General features: G+C 61.5%; 14 protein-coding genes. 7 read left to right on the forward strand and 7 right to left on the reverse strand.

Annotated elements, in window-relative coordinates; genetic code table 11:
• Window positions 1-189: 189 nt before the first annotated feature.
• From lptD to apaH, 6 genes are all read left to right on the forward strand, one after another.
• The gene (lptD, locus tag ACYF6X_RS16985; RefSeq protein WP_130017880.1) at window positions 190-2553 is read left to right on the forward strand and encodes an LPS assembly protein LptD; all 2364 of its coding nucleotides are present in this window, start codon (window positions 190-192) and stop codon (window positions 2551-2553) included.
• A gap of 65 nt (window positions 2554-2618) precedes the next feature.
• Window positions 2619-3920, forward strand: a complete 1302-nt coding sequence (gene surA, locus ACYF6X_RS16990; protein ID WP_033637077.1) for a peptidylprolyl isomerase SurA — start codon at window positions 2619-2621, stop codon at window positions 3918-3920.
• The gene (pdxA, locus tag ACYF6X_RS16995) at window positions 3907-4899 is read left to right on the forward strand and encodes a 4-hydroxythreonine-4-phosphate dehydrogenase PdxA (RefSeq protein WP_130017900.1); all 993 of its coding nucleotides are present in this window, start codon (window positions 3907-3909) and stop codon (window positions 4897-4899) included. The genes surA and pdxA overlap by 14 nt, the downstream gene beginning before the upstream one ends.
• The gene (gene rsmA / locus ACYF6X_RS17000; RefSeq protein WP_060422426.1) at window positions 4892-5710 is read left to right on the forward strand and encodes a 16S rRNA (adenine(1518)-N(6)/adenine(1519)-N(6))-dimethyltransferase RsmA; all 819 of its coding nucleotides are present in this window, start codon (window positions 4892-4894) and stop codon (window positions 5708-5710) included. Before pdxA ends, rsmA begins: the two co-directional genes overlap by 8 nt.
• Window positions 5711-5722: 12 nt before the next feature.
• Window positions 5723-6100 carry a Co2+/Mg2+ efflux protein ApaG gene (apaG, locus tag ACYF6X_RS17005; protein WP_019455040.1) on the forward strand — a complete coding sequence of 126 codons (378 nt, stop codon included), beginning with the start codon at window positions 5723-5725 and terminating at the stop codon, window positions 6098-6100.
• Between the two features lie 2 nt (window positions 6101-6102).
• The gene (gene apaH / locus ACYF6X_RS17010; protein ID WP_130017879.1) at window positions 6103-6954 is read left to right on the forward strand and encodes a bis(5'-nucleosyl)-tetraphosphatase (symmetrical) ApaH; all 852 of its coding nucleotides are present in this window, start codon (window positions 6103-6105) and stop codon (window positions 6952-6954) included.
• Between the two features lie 44 nt (window positions 6955-6998).
• On the opposite strand, the gene ACYF6X_RS17015 is transcribed toward apaH, so the two are convergent.
• From ACYF6X_RS17015 to ACYF6X_RS17030, 4 genes are all read right to left on the reverse strand, one after another.
• Window positions 6999-8888 (reverse strand): PhoX family protein, encoded by a 1890-nt coding sequence (locus ACYF6X_RS17015; RefSeq protein ID WP_130017878.1) that lies wholly within the window; start codon window positions 8886-8888, stop codon window positions 6999-7001.
• A 180-nt stretch (window positions 8889-9068) separates the two neighbouring features.
• Window positions 9069-9551: a type 3 dihydrofolate reductase gene (gene folA / locus ACYF6X_RS17020; RefSeq protein ID WP_038873402.1), complete on the reverse strand. Its 483-nt coding sequence runs from the start codon at window positions 9549-9551 to the stop codon at window positions 9069-9071.
• 143 nt (window positions 9552-9694) lie between these two features.
• Window positions 9695-10159 (reverse strand): threonine/serine exporter, encoded by a 465-nt coding sequence (locus tag ACYF6X_RS17025; RefSeq protein ID WP_033637072.1) that lies wholly within the window; start codon window positions 10157-10159, stop codon window positions 9695-9697.
• A complete protein-coding gene (locus ACYF6X_RS17030) occupies window positions 10156-10956 on the reverse strand; it encodes a threonine/serine exporter family protein (RefSeq protein WP_063991431.1) in 801 nt (266 codons plus the stop codon). Before ACYF6X_RS17030 ends, ACYF6X_RS17025 begins: the two co-directional genes overlap by 4 nt.
• 127 nt (window positions 10957-11083) lie before the next feature.
• Here ACYF6X_RS17030 and ACYF6X_RS17035 point away from each other — a divergent pair, with 127 nt between their 5' ends.
• Complete coding sequence (locus ACYF6X_RS17035) at window positions 11084-11698, forward strand: LysE family translocator (protein WP_015376619.1); 615 nt, start codon at window positions 11084-11086, stop codon at window positions 11696-11698.
• A gap of 35 nt (window positions 11699-11733) precedes the next feature.
• Here ACYF6X_RS17035 and kefC read toward each other — a convergent pair whose 3' ends face one another.
• The 3 genes from kefC to carB all read right to left on the reverse strand — a co-directional run bounded on the left by kefC (window position 11734) and on the right by carB (window position 17533).
• Window positions 11734-13587: a glutathione-regulated potassium-efflux system protein KefC gene (gene kefC, locus ACYF6X_RS17040; protein WP_038873391.1), complete on the reverse strand. Its 1854-nt coding sequence runs from the start codon at window positions 13585-13587 to the stop codon at window positions 11734-11736.
• A complete protein-coding gene (gene kefF, locus ACYF6X_RS17045) occupies window positions 13580-14137 on the reverse strand; it encodes a glutathione-regulated potassium-efflux system oxidoreductase KefF (protein ID WP_107226746.1) in 558 nt (185 codons plus the stop codon). The genes kefC and kefF overlap by 8 nt, the downstream gene beginning before the upstream one ends.
• 171 nt (window positions 14138-14308) lie before the next feature.
• Window positions 14309-17533: a carbamoyl-phosphate synthase large subunit gene (gene carB, locus ACYF6X_RS17050; protein WP_130017877.1), complete on the reverse strand. Its 3225-nt coding sequence runs from the start codon at window positions 17531-17533 to the stop codon at window positions 14309-14311.
• Between the last annotated feature and the right edge of the window lie 12 nt (window positions 17534-17545).

The raw sequence follows: 17545 nt of genomic DNA on the forward strand, positions 1-17545 counted from the left end.
TTCGCTTCAGGAAAGGGTGCAGGCGATTTTTCCTAGAATTTGGATTATCATACCTGTCATTTATCTTTGCGCCTAACGACGACGCAAGTAAACGGCTGGATTTAGCACTAGCGCAACGCAGATGAGTAATATAGTCTCTGACCGTTTGCCGGACATGACGCCTCTGATGACGGAACACCAAAACCGCGTATGAAAAAAAGTTTCCCAACACTGCTGGCCACGATGATTTGGACGGCACTCTACAGTCAGCATGCGCTGGCTGATCTGGCCGAGCAATGCATGCTTGGCGTTCCCGTTTACGACAAGCCTTTGGTCAGCGGCGATCCGAACAGCCAACCGGTGACCATCAATGCCGATGACTCGCGCGCCGACTACCCGAAAAGCGCGCTGTTCAGCGGCAACGTGCATGTCGAGCAGGGCAACAGCACCCTGACCGCCAAAGAAGTTGAGCTGAACCAGACGCAAAACCCGGGCCAGGCGGAGCCGGTCCGCACCGTCACCGCCACCGGCGACGTGCACTACAGCGACAATCAGATCAAACTGAAAGGCCCGAAGGCCTGGTCGAACCTGAACACCAAAGATACCGATGTCTATGAAGGCGACTACCAGATGGTAGGCCGTCAGGGGCGCGGCGACGCCGACAAGATGAAAATGCGCGGCGCCAACCGTTACACCATTCTGGAAAACGGCACCTTTACCTCCTGTCTGCCAGGTGATGACAGCTGGAGCGTGGTCGGTTCAGAAGTGATCCACGATCGCGAAGAGCAGGTGGCGGAAGTATGGAACGCCCGCTTCCGCATCGGCGGCGTGCCGGTGTTCTACAGCCCGTACCTGCAGCTGCCGGTCGGCGACAAGCGCCGTTCCGGCTTCCTGATCCCGAACGCCAAGTACGGCAGCAACAACGGCTTCGAGTTCATGTTGCCGTACTACTGGAACATCGCGCCGAACTACGACGCCACCATCACGCCGCACTATATGTCCAAGCGGGGCCTGCAGTGGCAGACCGAGTTCCGTTATCTGGTGCAGCCGGGCCTCGGCCTGATGGAGTTCGACTGGCTGCCGGACGACAAGGAATACGGCAAAGACAATGACGACAGCAAACGCTGGCTGTTCTACTGGAACCACAACGGCGTCATGGATCAGGTGTGGCGCTTCAACGTCGACTACACCAAGGTCAGCGACTACAAATACTTCACCGATCTGGACTCCAAATACGGCTCCACCACCGACGGCTACGCCACGCAGAAATTCAGCCTCGGCTACGCCAACGAGAACTGGAACGCCACGCTGAGCTCCAAGCAGTTCCAGATCTTCGACAATACCGACCGTACCTGGTCGCAGACCTACAAGGTACAGCCGCAGCTGGACCTGAACTACTACAAGAACGACCTCGGCCCGTTCGACTTCCATATTTACGGCCAGGCGGCCAAATTCACCAGCGTCAACCCGTACAGCCCGGACGCCACCCGTCTGCACATGGAACCGACGCTGAACCTGCCGCTGACCAACGGCTGGGCCAGCCTGAACACCGAAGCCAAGGTGATGGCGACTCACTACCAGCAGGATATTCCTGACGGTTTCGCCGCCAACTACAGTATGCGTAATCAAGGTGCAACGGCACCGACGTTGGATGACTCGGTCAACCGCGTACTGCCGCAGTTCAAGGTCGACGGCAAGCTGGTGTTCGAGCGGCCGATGATCTGGGCAGAAGGCGCCACCCAGACGCTGGAGCCGCGCGTGCAGTATCTGTACGTGCCGTACCGCGACCAGAGCAATATCTATACCTACGACAGCACGCTGCTGCAAACCGACTACTCCGGCCTGTTCCGCGACCGCACCTACAGCGGCCTGGATCGTATCGCTTCGCAGAACCGCGTCTCTACCGGTTTGACTACCCGCATTTATGATGACGCGCTGGTTGAACGTTTTAACGCTTCCGTGGGTCAAATCTACTACTTCAGCCGTTCGCGTACCGGTGACCAGATGACCGGTTACGACAACAACGACGATACCGGCAGCGTGGCCTGGGCCGGCGATACCTATTGGAAAATCGACGATCGTTGGGGCCTGCGCGGCGGCCTGCAGTACGATACCCGCCTGAACAGCGTCTCGCTGGGCAACGGCGTGGTGGAATACCGCCAGGACGCCGAGCGCGTGGTGCAGCTGAACTACCGTTACGCCACGCCGGAATATATCCAGACGGCGTTGAACACCCGGCAGGTTCCGGCCTTCCAGGACGGCATCTCGCAGGTGGGCATCACCGGCAGCTGGCCGATCGCCGATCGTTGGGCAGTGGTCGGGGCGTATTATTACGACACCCGCGCCAAACAATCCGCCGATCAGCTGGTAGGGCTGAAGTACAACACCTGCTGCTGGGCAGTGACCCTGGGCTATGAGCGCAAGATCACCGACTGGAACAACAGCAACAATACCAGCGTTTACGACAACAGAGTTTCGTTCAACGTCGAACTGCGCGGCCTGAGCAGCGATCATAGTCTCGGTTCCGCAGAAATGCTGCGCTCCGGCATTCTGCCGTATCAGCGTGCATTCTGACGCTTTGCAACACTTTGAAAACGAGAACTTTCACCCGCATTTGCGGATTACATAATGGGAAATGTATGAAGAACTGGAGAACGCTTATTCTCGGATTGGTGGTTTGCGCCAATGCCGCGTTCGCAGCACCCCAAGAAGTGGATAAAGTCGCCGCCGTCGTGGATAACGGCGTGGTACTCGAAAGCGACGTCAACGGTCTGTTGCAGTCAGTGAAGCTCAACGCCCAGCAGGCCGGCCAACAGCTGCCGGACGACAAGACGCTGCGCCATCAGATCATCGAACGCCTGATCATGGATAACATCCAGCTGCAGATGGCCAAGAAAATGGGCATCACCGTGTCCGACGCCGATCTGGACAAGGCGATCGCCAATATCGCCGCACAAAACAAGATGAGCGTCGATCAGCTGCGCAGCCGCCTGTCGTACGAAGGGTTGAACTACAACACCTACCGTTCGCAGATCCGCAAAGAGATGCTGATCTCCGAAGTGCGTAACAACGAAGTGCGCCGCCGCGTCACCATCCTGCCGCAGGAAGTGGACGCGCTGGCCAAACAGGTGGGCGCGCAGAACGGCAGCGACACCGAAATGAACATCAGCCACATCCTGATCCCGCTGCCGGAGAACCCGTCGCAGCAGCAGGTCGACAAAGCCGAAGAGCTGGCCAAACGCCTGGTGGGCGAAATCAACAGCGGCGCCGACTTCGGCAAGCTGGCGATCACCTACTCCGCCGATTCTCAGGCGCTGAAAGGCGGCAATATGGGCTGGGGCAAACTGCAAGAGATCCCGACCCTGTTCGCGGAACGTCTGGTGAGCGCCAAGAAAGGTGACGTCGTCGGCCCAATCCGTTCCGGCGTCGGCTTCCACATCCTGAAGGTGAACGACATTCGCGGCGCCAGCCAGTCGGTGTCGGTCACCGAAGTGCACGCCCGTCACATCCTGCTGAAACCTTCGGTGGTGCTGACCGACGATCAGGCGCGCGCCAAGCTGCAATCCGTTGCGGAAGCGATCAAGAGCGGCCGCGCCAAGTTTGCCGACGAAGCCAAACAGCTGTCGCAGGATCCGGGTTCCGCCATGCAGGGCGGCGATCTGGGCTGGGCTTCCCCGGACATCTACGATCCGGCCTTCCGCGATGCGTTGCTGAAGCTGAGCAAGGGTGAAATCAGCGCGCCGGTCCACTCTTCCTTCGGTTGGCACCTGATTCAGCTGCTGGATACCCGTCAGGTGGATAAGACCGACGCCGCGCAGAAAGATCGCGCTTACCGCATGCTGTTCAACCGTAAGTTCGCCGAAGAGGCGCAGACCTGGATGCAGGAACAGCGCGCCCAGGCTTACGTGAAGATCCTCGATGGCAGCGATGCACAGCAATAAACGCGTCGTCATTACCCCCGGCGAACCCGCCGGGGTAGGGCCGGATTTGGTGGCAGCGCTGGCGCAACAGGATTGGCCTGTTGAGCTGGTGGTGTGCGCCGATCCGGCCCTGCTGCTTGAACGCGCCCAACGTTTGGGCCTGCCGCTGACGCTGCGCGACTACCAGCCGCAGCAACCGGCCAAGGCGCAACGCGCCGGCACGCTGACCGTGCTGCCGGTCCCGCTCGCTCACCCGGTCACCGCCGGGGAGCTGAACGTCGGCAACAGCGCCTACGTGGTGGAAACCCTGGCGCGCGCCTGCGACGGCTGCCTGAACGGCGAATTCGCGGCGCTGATCACCGGCCCGGTGAACAAGGGCGTGATCAACGACGCCGGCGTGCCGTTTATCGGCCATACCGAATTCTTTGCCGATCGCAGCCGCTGCGATCGCGTGGTGATGATGCTCGCGACCGAAGAGCTGCGCGTGGCGCTGGCGACCACCCACCTACCGCTGCTGGCGGTGCCGGGCGCCATCACGCAACAGAGCCTGTTCGAAGTCATCCGCATCCTCGATCACGATCTGAAAACCAAATTTGGCATCGCCCAGCCGCACATTTACGTTTGCGGTCTGAACCCCCACGCCGGGGAAGGCGGCCATATGGGGCACGAAGAGATAGACACCATCATCCCGGCGCTCGACGCGCTGCGCGCTGACGGCATCCATCTTGTCGGCCCGCTGCCGGCGGACACCCTGTTCCAGCCCAAATATCTGCAAGATGCCGATGCGGTGCTGGCGATGTATCACGATCAGGGGCTGCCGGTGTTAAAATACCAAGGGTTCGGCCGCGCGGTGAATATCACCCTCGGTTTGCCTTTCATACGCACCTCGGTCGACCACGGTACCGCTCTGGAACTGGCCGGCACCGGCACCGCCGATGTCGGCAGTTTCCAAACGGCCCTGAATCTCGCCATTAAAATGATAATTAATTGTAATGAATAACAGAGTCCACCAAGGGCACTTTGCCCGCAAACGCTTTGGACAAAACTTTTTAACCGATCAGTTTGTCATCGATAGCATTGTCTCCGCCATTCACCCGCAGCCGGGCGAAGCGGTGGTCGAGATCGGCCCCGGCCTCGGCGCACTGACCGAGCCGGTCGGCGCGCGCATGGACCGCATGACGGTGATCGAACTGGACCGCGATCTGGCCACCCGGCTGGAGAACCACCCGCGGCTGAAAGACAAACTGACCATCCACCAGCAGGACGCCATGACGGTGAATTTCGCCGAACTGGCCGAGGAAGCTGGCCAACCGCTGCGCGTATTTGGTAACCTGCCGTACAATATTTCGACGCCGCTGATGTTCCACCTTTTCAGCTATACTCAGGCAATCCGCGACATGCACTTTATGTTGCAAAAAGAGGTGGTCAACCGTCTGGTGGCCGGCCCGAACAGCAAGGCCTATGGGCGTTTGACCGTAATGGCGCAGTACTACTGCAACGTCATTCCGGTGCTGGAAGTGCCGCCGACCGCGTTCGCGCCGCCGCCGAAGGTCGATTCCGCCGTGGTGCGTCTGGTGCCGCACAGCGTGCTGCCGAACCCGGTGGGCGACGTGCGCATGCTGAGCCGCATCACCACGCAGGCGTTCAACCAGCGGCGGAAAACCATCCGCAACAGCCTGGGCGACCTGTTCACGCCGGAGCAGCTGACGGAGCTGGGCGTCGATCCTTCGCTCAGAGCAGAAAATATTTCTGTGGCGCAATACTGCAAGCTGGCGAACTGGCTGTCAGCCAATCCGACGCCGCAGCAATAAGGAGTTGTTGTCATGATTGATTCGCCCCGCGTGTGTATTCAGGTTCAGAGCATCTATGTGGAATCACAGTCGATCCCTGAAGAAGAGCGTTACGTCTTCGCCTATACCATCACCATCCGCAATCTGGGGCGGAGCGACGTGCAACTGCTGGGCCGTTACTGGCTGATCACCAACAGCAACGGCCGCCAAACCGAAGTTCAGGGCGAAGGCGTGATCGGCGAACAGCCCGTCATTCCGCCCGGCGGAGAGTTTCAGTACACCAGCGGCGCCATTCTGGAAACGCCGCTGGGCACCATGGAAGGCCATTACGAAATGGTGGACCATCAGGGTCAACCATTCCGCACCGCTATTCCCGTGTTTCGCTTAGCCATTCCAACGCTGATCCATTAATTATGTCGACATACCTTATCGGCGACGTTCACGGTTGTTACGATGAACTGAAGTCGCTGCTGGCTCAGGCTGCTTTCGATCCCGAGCGCGATCGGCTGTGGCTGACCGGCGATCTGGTGGCGCGCGGCCCCGCCTCGCTGGACGTGCTGCGCTTCGTGCGCTCACTCGGCCCGGCGGTGCGCATGGCGCTGGGCAACCACGATCTGCACCTGCTGGCGGTCTACGCCGGCATTAGCCGCAACAAGCCCAAAGATCGCATCACCCCGCTGCTGGAGGCGCCGGACGCCGACGAGCTGATCAACTGGCTGCGTCGCCAACCGGTGCTGCAGGTGGACGATGAGCAAAAGCTGGTGATGGCGCACGCCGGCATTACCCCGCAGTGGGATATCGACACCGCGAAAATGTGCGCGCGCGAAGTGGAAGCGGTATTGAGCAGCGACAGCTACCCGCTGTTTCTCGACGCCATGTACGGCGACATGCCGAACAACTGGGCACCGGAACTGAGCGGCCTGGCGCGCCTGCGTTTCAGCACCAATGCGTTCACGCGCATGCGCTACTGCTTCCCCAACGGCCAGCTCGACATGATCTGCAAAGATGCGCCGGGCACAGCGCCCGCGCCGCTGAAACCGTGGTTCGAGCTGCCGCGCCTGGTGGATCCGGAATACACCATCGTCTTCGGCCACTGGGCCTCGCTGGAAGGCAAGGGCACGCCGGAAGGCGTGATCGGGCTGGATACCGGCTGCTGCTGGGGCGGCGACTTGACGATGCTGCGCTGGGAAGACCGCCGTTACTTCACGCAGCCCGCCAATCGCGGCGAGGCGCCTGATCACGCCGGCAGACTGGCCGCATCCTGAAATCATAAAGGCGGCCCCAGGCCGCCTTTGTTCCCTTTACCGCTTTACGCCCCAATCACCCCGCCATCTTCGCGCGTGATCATCAATACCGATGAACGTGGGCGCGGGCTGTTGTTCGGGAAGTGCGAATCGCCCTCTTCTCCCGGATGCTGTACGTTGACGAACATCGTCTTGTAGTCCGGAGTGAAAGTGATACCGGTCAGTTCGCAGGACTTCGGCCCCACCATGAAACGGCGAATTTCGCCGCTGACCGGATCGCCCACCAGCATCTGGTTGTTGCCCTGCCCGACGTAATCCCCCTTGTTGCTGTACTTACCGTCGGTGAGGATCCACAGGCGGCCGGCGCGATCGAAGCCCAACCCGTCCGGGCTGTTGAACGTGTTGTCCGCCGTGATGTTCGGCGTGCCGCGGTTGACGCCTTCCGGGTGGGCAATCGGGTTGCCACACAGCGCATACATGTCCCAGGCAAAGGTGCCGGCGGTGGCATCGCCGCCTTCGTCCCAGCGAATGATCTGGCCATAGATGTTGTTCGGCCGCGGGTTGGCGACGTTCAGCGGCATCCCTTCCTCACCGCGCTTGCTGTTGTTGGTCAGCGTGCAGTAAGCGCGGCCGTCATGCGGGTTCACCGCGATCCACTCCGGGCGATCCATTTTGGTGGCGCCGACCTGCTGCGCCGCCTTGCGGGCGAAGATCAGCACTTCGGCCTCATCGCGGAAGCCGTTCTCCGGCGTCAGGCCGTTCTTGCCGAACTCGAGCGCAATCCAGCGTCCTTTGCCCTTCAGCGGCGTGCCGGCTTCGTCGCCGTCGAACAGCGCCACGTACAGCGTTCCCTCGTCCAGCAGCGTGCGATTGTTGGCCGGATTGGCAGCGTCGACCACGCCTTTGGAAACGTACTTGTAGATATGCTCGCCGCGCTCGTCGTCCCCCATGTACACCACCAGGCGGCCATCTTTGGCCACGGTCACCGCCGCATTTTCATGCTTGAAGCGGCCCAGCGCGGTGTGCTTGATGGGCGTCGAGGTCGGATTCAGCGGATCGATTTCCACGATCCAGCCATGGCGGTTGAATTCGTTGGGGTTCTTCGCCACGTCGAAGCGCTCGTCATAGTCCGGCCAGTTACGCTCCGGCTCGCTGACCTTCAGCGTGTAGCGCTTCTGTTCCGGCGTGGTTGGGTAATCGGCCTGGCGGGTGCCGAAGTAGGTATCGAAGTTTTCTTCGCAGGTCAGATAGGTGCCCCACGGCGTCTTGCCGTTGGCGCAGTTGCCGAAGGTGCCCAGCACCTTGCGGCCGCTCGGATCGGCGGCGGTCTGCAGCAGCGGATGCCCGGCGGCCGGGCCGCTGAACTGCATGTCGGTGTTGGCGGTGATGCGGCGGTTATAGCGCGACGGGCGCTCCACTTCCCACCGCTGGCCGTCGCCGACGCGCTTTACCGCCACGATGGAAACGCCGTGCGCCGCCTGCGATTTACGCACCTCTTCCAGGCTGGTGGCCTTGGCGCCGCCGTGAGCGAACAGGTACTGCTCGTTGACGTATTCGTTATTGATGGCCATCACGCCGTGGCGATCGTCGATCGGGAAGAAGCTCATGCCGTCGTTATTGTCGCCGAACTGTTTTTCCTGATCGGCGGCGCTGTTGTTGCCCTGCGGATCGAAGGCCGGCGCACCGTCTACCAGCGGTTCCCCCCAGGAGATCAGCACCTCCGCGCGGTAGCCCGGTGCAATGGTCACCTCGTCGGCGGTAGAGGCGGCGATGCCCTGAAAGCCCAGCAGTTTGTTCGGCGGCAGATCCTCGGCCAACGCCTCGGCGGAGACCGACCAGATGCCGCCGCCGAGAAAGCCGGCCAGGCCGACGGCACCGGCGCTGCCGAGCAGCAGTTTGCGGCGAGTGGGATCGATCAGGCGGTCGGCGTCTAATTGCTCAATTTGCTTGTTCATAGCGTGGTTACCTTTTTAGTTATGGCGCCGCGGTCAAGATTCACCAGAGTTGCCGAGGCGCTCGGAGTTGGGCTTCATACTAATCAGGTAATGTGACGGAAAGGTTACGAACGACGGGCGCAAAAAGGCCGGGGGCGCAATTGCTTGCGCCCCCGGGGAGAGTTGGCTAACGCGCTGAAATCAGCGGCGCTGCAGGATCTCGAAGCAGTAACTGTGCGAGTTCAGATCGTCGGCGTCGTGGAACTCGCTGAACGTGGTTTCCCATTCGTCCGGCTCGTAATCCGGGAAGTGGGTATCGCCGCCGACCTCGGCGTCGATGTGCGTCAGGTACAGGCGATCGGCGCGAGGCAGCAGCTGGGTATAGATGCGCCCACCGCCGATCACCATCACTTCTTCCACGTCGCCGGCGGCGGCCAGCGCTTCATCCATCGAGGTCACCCAGGTCACCCCGGCTTCGCTGCCCGGACGGCTGCTCAAAACGATATTGTGGCGGCCCGGCAGCGGGCGGCCGATGGACTCGAAAGTCTTGCGGCCCATAATAACCGGCTTATTCAACGTGTTGCGTTTAAACCACGCAAGGTCCGCCGGCAGGTGCCACGGCATGGCGTTTTCCATGCCAATAACGCGATCCGCCGCCAAGGCAGCGATCAGGCTGATAATCATTGTTTAACCCTGTGTAGGCAGCAAAATTGGTGACACTATACGTAAAGGCCTGAGTGCCGTCGATAGGCTAATCAAGCAAGATGAATATATAAGATAGCTCTTATCAGTATATCTAATAACCAACGATCTCCGGCCGGGAAATTTCACACGCCGGGGCGTTTGCGATACAGCCACAGGCCCGGTAACGACAGGCCGATCGACAATGCGCCGACGATGAAACTGGCCTTGAGAAAGTTGGTGATCATGGTCTCCATCAGGGCTTCGCTGTAGCCCAGATGCGAGATCTCTACCACCGTTATCATCGCGGTATAGGCGGAAATGCCGGGGAACATCGGGATCACCGCCGCCACGGTGAATACCTTCGGGTGCGCCAGCAGCCAGCGCGACCAGTAGATGCCGATGATACCGATCAGGATCGCCGCCAGCAGCGAGGCCCACTCGATGTTCATGCCGCCGTGCATCATCAGCATGCGCGAACCGCGCCCGATGGCCCCAAGCAACGCGCAATAACGCAGCGCGCGCAGCGGCACGTTGAACACCATGGCGAAGCCCAGCGCCGGCACCGCCGCCAACAGCATCTCCTGCAACAAGGCCCACAGCAGACTCATGACCACCCCCGCAGATCCCACAACGACATCGCCATCACCACCCCGATGCAGGTCGCCAGCGTCAGCAGGCTGGCCATCGCCCAGCGTGCCAGCCCGGTATTGACGTGCCCCTTGAACATATCGGCCACCGCGTTGATCAGCGGGAAGCCCGGCACCAGCAACAGCACGCTGGCGGCCATCGCCACGCTCGAGGTGTCTTTAAACGCCGGCAGGCGCAGCAGCAGCCCGGAGATCGATGTAGCGACAAACGCCGTCAGGCAAAAATTGATCAGCGGATTCATCTGGCGGGCGGTGAGAATTTGGCGCACCAGCATCGCCGTGCCGCTGGCGATAAAGGTCACCAGGAAGGCGTCAGAGCCGCCACCGTTGAGCATGCTGAAGCACCCGCAGGACAACCCCACCATCAGTACCACCAGCCAGCGCGGGTAGCGCAACGGCCGGATCCTTTCAAAACGGCGCGCCACGTCGTGCGCATCCGCCAGGTGGTGTTCGGCGAGGATCACGATATGCTGCACTTCGGTCACCACCTGCATATTGATGCCGCGATCGACGTTCTTGCGGGTGGTAGTCAGACAGGCGCCGTGGCTGAGGGTGGTCAACACCACCGCATTGGCGGAGATCGAGCTTTCCACGCTGTCCATCCCCAGCGCCAGCCCCAGGCGGGTCGACAGCTGTTCCACCACCGTGCTCTCGGCGCCGTGCTGCAACAGCAGCAGCGCGCATTGAATGCACAGGCGGGTAATTTCACGCTGTTGCCGGTGCGGCTCCGGCCTCTCTGTGGCGGTAGTCTGCTGCATGGTGCTCCGTCGCTGGCGGTAGATGAATAATTATCATAGAGCCTAACAATACCTCATTGGGTTGATGCGCATCAGAGGAAGCGGCGTTATTATCGCCAGAACTCTGTCTTTTGCGCGAGACGCTCCCATGCTTGAAACTTCGCTGTTCGTCGCCGGCATTGCCGCCCTCGGCATGCTCTCCCCCGGCCCGGATTTTTTCCTGGTGATCAAAAACGCCGCCCGCTATCCGCGGCTGGCCGCCATGATGACCGCCTTCGGCGTGATCTGCGGCGTCGCCACCCACATGTCCTACTGCGTCGCCGGGCTGGCGGTGGTGATCACCACCACGCCGTGGTTGTTTAACCTGCTGAAATACGCCGGGGCGGTCTATCTGGTGTGGATCGGCATCCAGGCGCTGCTGTCGCGCGGCGGCGGCAAGATGAACGTCAGCAATCTGCCGCAGCAGCAGGTCAGCCTGAAGAGCGCCTTTGCGCAAGGCTACCTGTGCAACCTGCTGAACCCGAAAGCCACCCTGTTCTTCCTGGCGGTATTTACCCAGGTGTTGCAGATCGATTCCGGCCTGGGCGACAAGCTGTGGTACGCGGGGATTATTCTCGGCCTGTCGGTCATCTGGTGGCCACTGCTGGTGTTCCTGATCCAGAGCGGGCCGGTGCGCCGCGGGCTGGAAAAGACCCAGAAGATCGTCGACAAGCTGCTGGGCGGTATGCTGATCGCCTTGGGCATCAAGGTCGCGCTGAGCTAAGCAAAAAAAGGGGCGCCGATCTGGCGCCCCTATTCTTATCCTTTAGCTTCCACCACTTCATCCTCCGGCGCCTTGCCGTCGATACTGCCGCGCCAGCCGGTCTGCTGCACCCGCGCCAGCCGATTCTGATCCTGCTCGATGGCCGCGCTGAGCATCTCCTTGGCCCGCTGCAGGCTGGCGATGCGGAACTCAGTGTCCTGATAATTCTCCAGCGTGTCTTCCAGCATCTTCAGGTTATAGCGGCGGAACGTATCCGCCTTCTCGCGCGCCTCATAGGCGTCCAGCCCCAGCAGCTCCAACGTTTCACGGCCGATGCGCAGCGAGCTTTCAAAGGTTTCGCGCTCCGGTTTTTCCACTCCCAGCTGCCGCAGCTGATACCAGTGATCGACGTCGCGCGCTCGCGCCACCACCTTCAGATGCGGGAAGTGCTGCCTGGCCAGCTCGGTTAACGCCAGGCTGTCTTCCACGTCGTCGATGGCGTTGATCAGCACCTTGGCGTGGGCGGCGCCGGCGGCCTCCAGCAAATCGGCGCGCGTGGCGTCGCCGTAGAACACCTTGGTGTCGAATTTGCGCAGCGTCTCGATATGGTCCGGATCGTGATCCAGTACCACGGTGTGTACGCCGTTGGCCAACAGCAAACGGCCGGCGATCTGGCCGAAACGGCCGAAGCCGGCGATGATCACGCTGGCATTCTCGTCGTCGATAACGTCAGCCGGGCGCTCCTCTTTCGGCGCATTTTTCTCCAGCTGCGCGGCGATCACCAGCAGCAGCGGCGTGGCCGCCATCGACAGCGCCACCGCCAGCGTCAGCGACTTGGCCCATTCGACCGGCAGTACGCCGGCCAGCTGCGCGGCGCTGAAAATCACGAAGGCGAATTCACTGCCCTGCCCCAGCAGAATGGCGAACAGGCCGCGCTGGCGCTTCGGCACGCCGAGCAGCGGCCCTATCAGCCACAGCAGCGCCGCCTTGATCAACATAAAGCCCAGCAGCAGCGAGGCGATCAGCAGCGGATGATGGAACAGCGTGCCGAAGTCGATCGACATGCCAACGCCGATAAAGAACAGCCCCAGCAGCAGCCCCTTGAACGGCTGAATATCGCTCTCCAGCGCGTGGCGGTATTCCGAGCTCGCCAGTAGCACCCCGGCCAGGAACGCCCCCATCGCCATCGACAGCCCGGCCATCTCCAGCAGGATGCCGAAACCGAACACCAGGAACAGCGCCACGGCGCTGAACACTTCGCGCATGCCCGAACGGGCGACGAAGTGCAGCAGCGGGCGGGTGACGTAGCGGCCGAGCAGTACCACTATCGTCAACGCGCCCACCACTTTGGCCGCCGACAGCACGAAAGCGCCCAGCGTGGTGGTGGCGCCGCTGCTGGCCAGCAGCGGGATCATCGCCACCAGCGGGATCGCCGCAATATCCTGGAACAGCAGCACCGCAAACGCGCTGCGGCCGATCGGCGACGGCGTCAGGTTGCGTTCGCTCATCGCCTGCATGGCGATGGCGGTGGATGAGAGCGCCAGCGTCAGGCCTATCAGCAGCGCCACCTTCCAGTTAAGGCCAAGGAAATAACAGAAGGCGCTCAGCGCCAGGCCGCAGCCCACCATCTGAATGCTGCCGCCGCCGAACACCGAGGCGCGCAGCGTCCACAGCCGCTTGGGATCCAACTCCAGGCCGATGATAAACAGCATCAACACCACGCCGATCTCGGCGAAGGTCAGGATCGACTCGGCGTCCGACACCAGCTTCAGCCCCCAGGGGCCGATAATGCAGCCGGCGATCAGGTAGCCGAGCACCGAGCCCAGCCCCAATCGCACCGCGATCGGCACGAACAGCGCCGCGGAGCCGAGGTAGATCAGCCCCTCGATCATCATGTGGTGGTTATCCATGGCTGGCCTCCCGAGTTTCCGCTTCGGCATGTTCCATCAGGTAGTCGACCAACCGCTGCCGGTAGGCTTCGCCGGCGGCAAGCAGCGCCGGTTCGTTGCAGGTAAAGGTGTTATGCAGGGCGAAATAAGGCTGCCAGTTCATGCCGCAGTAAATCGCCGTGGCCTGCAGCGGCTGCGCCAGCGCGGCGAAATTGGGAAAGTCGCCCAGCTCGAAGTGGTGCTCGTCGCCGCCGCTGGTCACCGCCCACAGGCAATCTTTACCCACCAGCGCATTGCCGTCGTGGCCATAGGCCCAGCCGTGCTCCAGCACTTTGTCGATCCATAGCTTCAACAGCGGCGGGAAGCTGTACCACTGCATCGGATGCTGCAGCACCACCATGTCGGCGCGCGCCAGCGCCCGCTGCTCGGCGTTGATGTCGATATTGAAATCGGGGTACAGCTCATACAGCGAGCGCACCTCTACCTCGGGAAGATCCCTCACCGCCTGCAGCAGGCGCTGATTGGCATGCGAATGCCGGGGATACGGGTGAGCATAAATTATCAGAATCATTGTTATCGTCGTTCCTTCGTTCCTTGCCAATACACCAAGCATATACCAATCACACAGGGTGACAGTTTGCCCACTGATTGATAGCGGAAATTTTTAACGCCTGCCGACAAATTCGCTGAATAAAAAAGGGCGCTGCATCTGCAGCGCCCCTGGCCTAGCGTTATCGCACGGTTACTTGCCGATGCGCGCGTGCATTTCCTGCACCGACGTGACCTGCTCGGTCGGATCCGCTTTCAGCGCCATCGCGGTGGCGAAGCCGCCGTTCAGCGTGGTGTCGTAGTGCACCTTGTACTGCAGGGCGCTGCGGCGAATCAGCTTGGAGTCCTCAATCGCCTGACGACCAGCCGTGGTGTTGACGATGTAGGTGTACTCACCGTTCTTGATACGGTCCTGGATGTGCGGACGCCCTTCGTGCACCTTGTTGACCAGGCGCGGGTTGATGCCCGCTTCGCCCAGCACCACCGCGGTGCCGTGGGTGGCGTCCAGCTCGAAGCCCTGCTTCAGCAGGCTGGCGGCCAAATCGACCACGCGAGCCTTGTCGCCTTCACGCACCGACAGCAGCGCGCGGCCCTGTTTCTTCATGCCTGAGTTGCTGCCCAGCATCGCTTTGGAGAAGGCCTCCGCGAAGGTGCGGCCCACGCCCATCACTTCCCCGGTAGAGCGCATTTCCGGCCCCAGAATCGGGTCGACGCCCGGGAATTTGTTGAACGGCAGTACCACTTCTTTCACCGAGTAGTACGGCGGGATAATTTCTTCGGTCACACCCTGCTCGACCAGCGTTTTGCCCGCCATCACGCGCGCGGCCACTTTAGCCAGCGGCACGCCGGTCGCTTTGGACACGAACGGCACGGTACGCGCGGCGCGCGGGTTCACTTCAATCAGGTAGACTTCGTTGTCTTTTACCGCGAACTGCACGTTCATCAGGCCGCGCACCTGCAGCTCGAACGCCAGTTTTTCCACCTGGCGACGCATCACGTCCTGAATTTCCTGGCTCAGGGTGTATGCCGGCAGCGAACACGCGGAGTCGCCGGAGTGCACGCCCGCCTGCTCGATGTGCTCCATGATGCCGCCAATCAGCACGCGCTCGCCGTCGCAGATGGCGTCGACGTCCACTTCCACCGCGTCGTCCAGGAAGCGGTCCAGCAATACCGGCGCATCGTTGGACACGCTGACCGCAGTCTGGAAGTAGCGGCGCAGATCGATTTCGTCATACACGATTTCCATCGCCCGGCCGCCCAGCACGTAGGAAGGGCGCACCACCAGCGGATAGCCGATGCCCGCCGCCTTCTCCACTGCCTGCTCGATGGCGGTGACGGTGGCGTTGGCCGGCTGCTTCAGGCCCAGACGGTTAACCGCCTGCTGGAAGCGCTCGCGGTCTTCGGCGCGGTCGATGGCGTCCGGGCTGGTGCCGATGATCGGCACGCCCGCGGCTTCCAGCTCGCGCGCCAGCTTCAGCGGGGTCTGGCCGCCGTACTGCACGATCACACCCTTCGGCTTCTCGATGCGCACGATTTCCAGCACGTCTTCCAGCGTTACCGGCTCGAAGTACAGGCGGTCGGAGGTGTCGTAGTCGGTGGAGACGGTTTCCGGGTTGCAGTTGACCATGATGGTCTCGTAGCCGTCTTCGCGCAGCGCCAGCGAGGCGTGCACGCAGCAGTAGTCGAACTCGATGCCCTGGCCGATACGGTTCGGCCCGCCGCCCAACACCATCACTTTCGGCCGGTCGTTGGTCGGGTTGGACTCGCACTCTTCTTCATAGGTGGAGTACATGTAGGCGGTGTCGGTGGCGAATTCCGCCGCGCAGGTATCCACGCGCTTGTACACCGGATGCAGGCCGTGGCTGTGGCGCAGCTTGCGAATTTCGCTCTCGGCGACGCCGGCCAGCTTGGCCAGACGCGCATCGGCGAAGCCCTTGCGCTTCAGGGTGCGCAGGAACGCTTTGTTCAGGCCGTTGATGCCCGCTTCGGCCACCTGCTCTTCCAGGCGCACCAGTTCTTCAATCTGCACCAGGAACCAGCGGTCGACGTTGGTCAGGTTAAAGACGCCGTCAACCGACAGCCCGGCACGGAAGGCGTCGGCGATATACCAGATGCGGTCAGAGCCGGCGTCTTTCAGCTCGCGGCGGATCTTGGTCAGCGCTTCCGGATCGTCCAGGCTCACTTTCGGATCGAAGCCGGTGGCGCCCACTTCCAGACCGCGCAGCGCTTTTTGCAGCGACTCCTGCTGGGTGCGGCCGATGGCCATCACTTCGCCGACCGACTTCATCTGGGTGGTCAGGCGGTCGTTGGCGCCGGCGAACTTCTCGAAGTTGAAGCGCGGGATCTTGGTCACGACGTAGTCGATGGACGGTTCGAACGATGCCGGGGTGCGGCCGCCGGTGATGTCGTTCATCAGCTCATCGAGGGTGTAGCCCACCGCCAGCTTGGCGGCGATCTTGGCGATAGGGAAGCCGGTGGCTTTCGACGCCAGCGCCGAAGAGCGCGACACGCGCGGGTTCATTTCGATAACGATCAGGCGGCCGGTTTTCGGGTTGACCGAGAACTGCACGTTGGAGCCGCCGGTTTCGACGCCGATCTCACGCAGCACCGCCATCGAGGCGTTGCGCATGATTTGGTATTCCTTGTCGGTCAGGGTCTGGGCCGGTGCGACGGTGATCGAGTCGCCGGTGTGGATGCCCATGGCGTCGAAGTTTTCGATGGAGCAGACGATGATGCAGTTGTCGTTCTTATCGCGCACTACCTCCATCTCGTACTCTTTCCAACCGATCAGCGATTCGTCGATCAGCAGTTCTTTGGTCGGTGACAGGTCGAGGCCACGTTCGCAGATCTCTTCGAACTCTTCGCGGTTGTAGGCGATGCCGCCGCCGGTGCCGCCCATGGTAAAGGAAGGGCGGATGATGCACGGGAAGCCGACGTCAGCGGCTACCGCCAGCGCTTCTTCCATGGTATGCGCGATGCCGGAACGCGCGGTGTCCAGACCGATTTTCTTCATCGCCACGTCGAAACGGCGACGGTCTTCGGCCTTGTCGATCGCATCGGCGGTCGCGCCGATCATGGTAACGCCGAACTCGGCCAGTACGCCCTGACGTTCCAGCTCCAGCGCGCAGTTCAGCGCCGTCTGGCCGCCCATGGTCGGCAGCACCGCATCCGGGCGCTCTTTTTCGATGATCTTGCGCACCACTTCCCAGTGGATCGGCTCGATATAGGTCGCATCAGCCATTTCCGGGTCGGTCATGATGGTCGCCGGGTTGGAGTTGACCAGAATGACGCGGTAACCCTCTTCGCGCAGCGCTTTACACGCCTGGGCACCCGAGTAGTCGAACTCACACGCCTGGCCGATAACGATCGGGCCAGCGCCGAGGATCAGGATGCTTTTTATGTCTGTACGTTTTGGCATTTTTTACTGCTC

The organism is Serratia sp. ID 25-353, assembly GCF_054792795.1.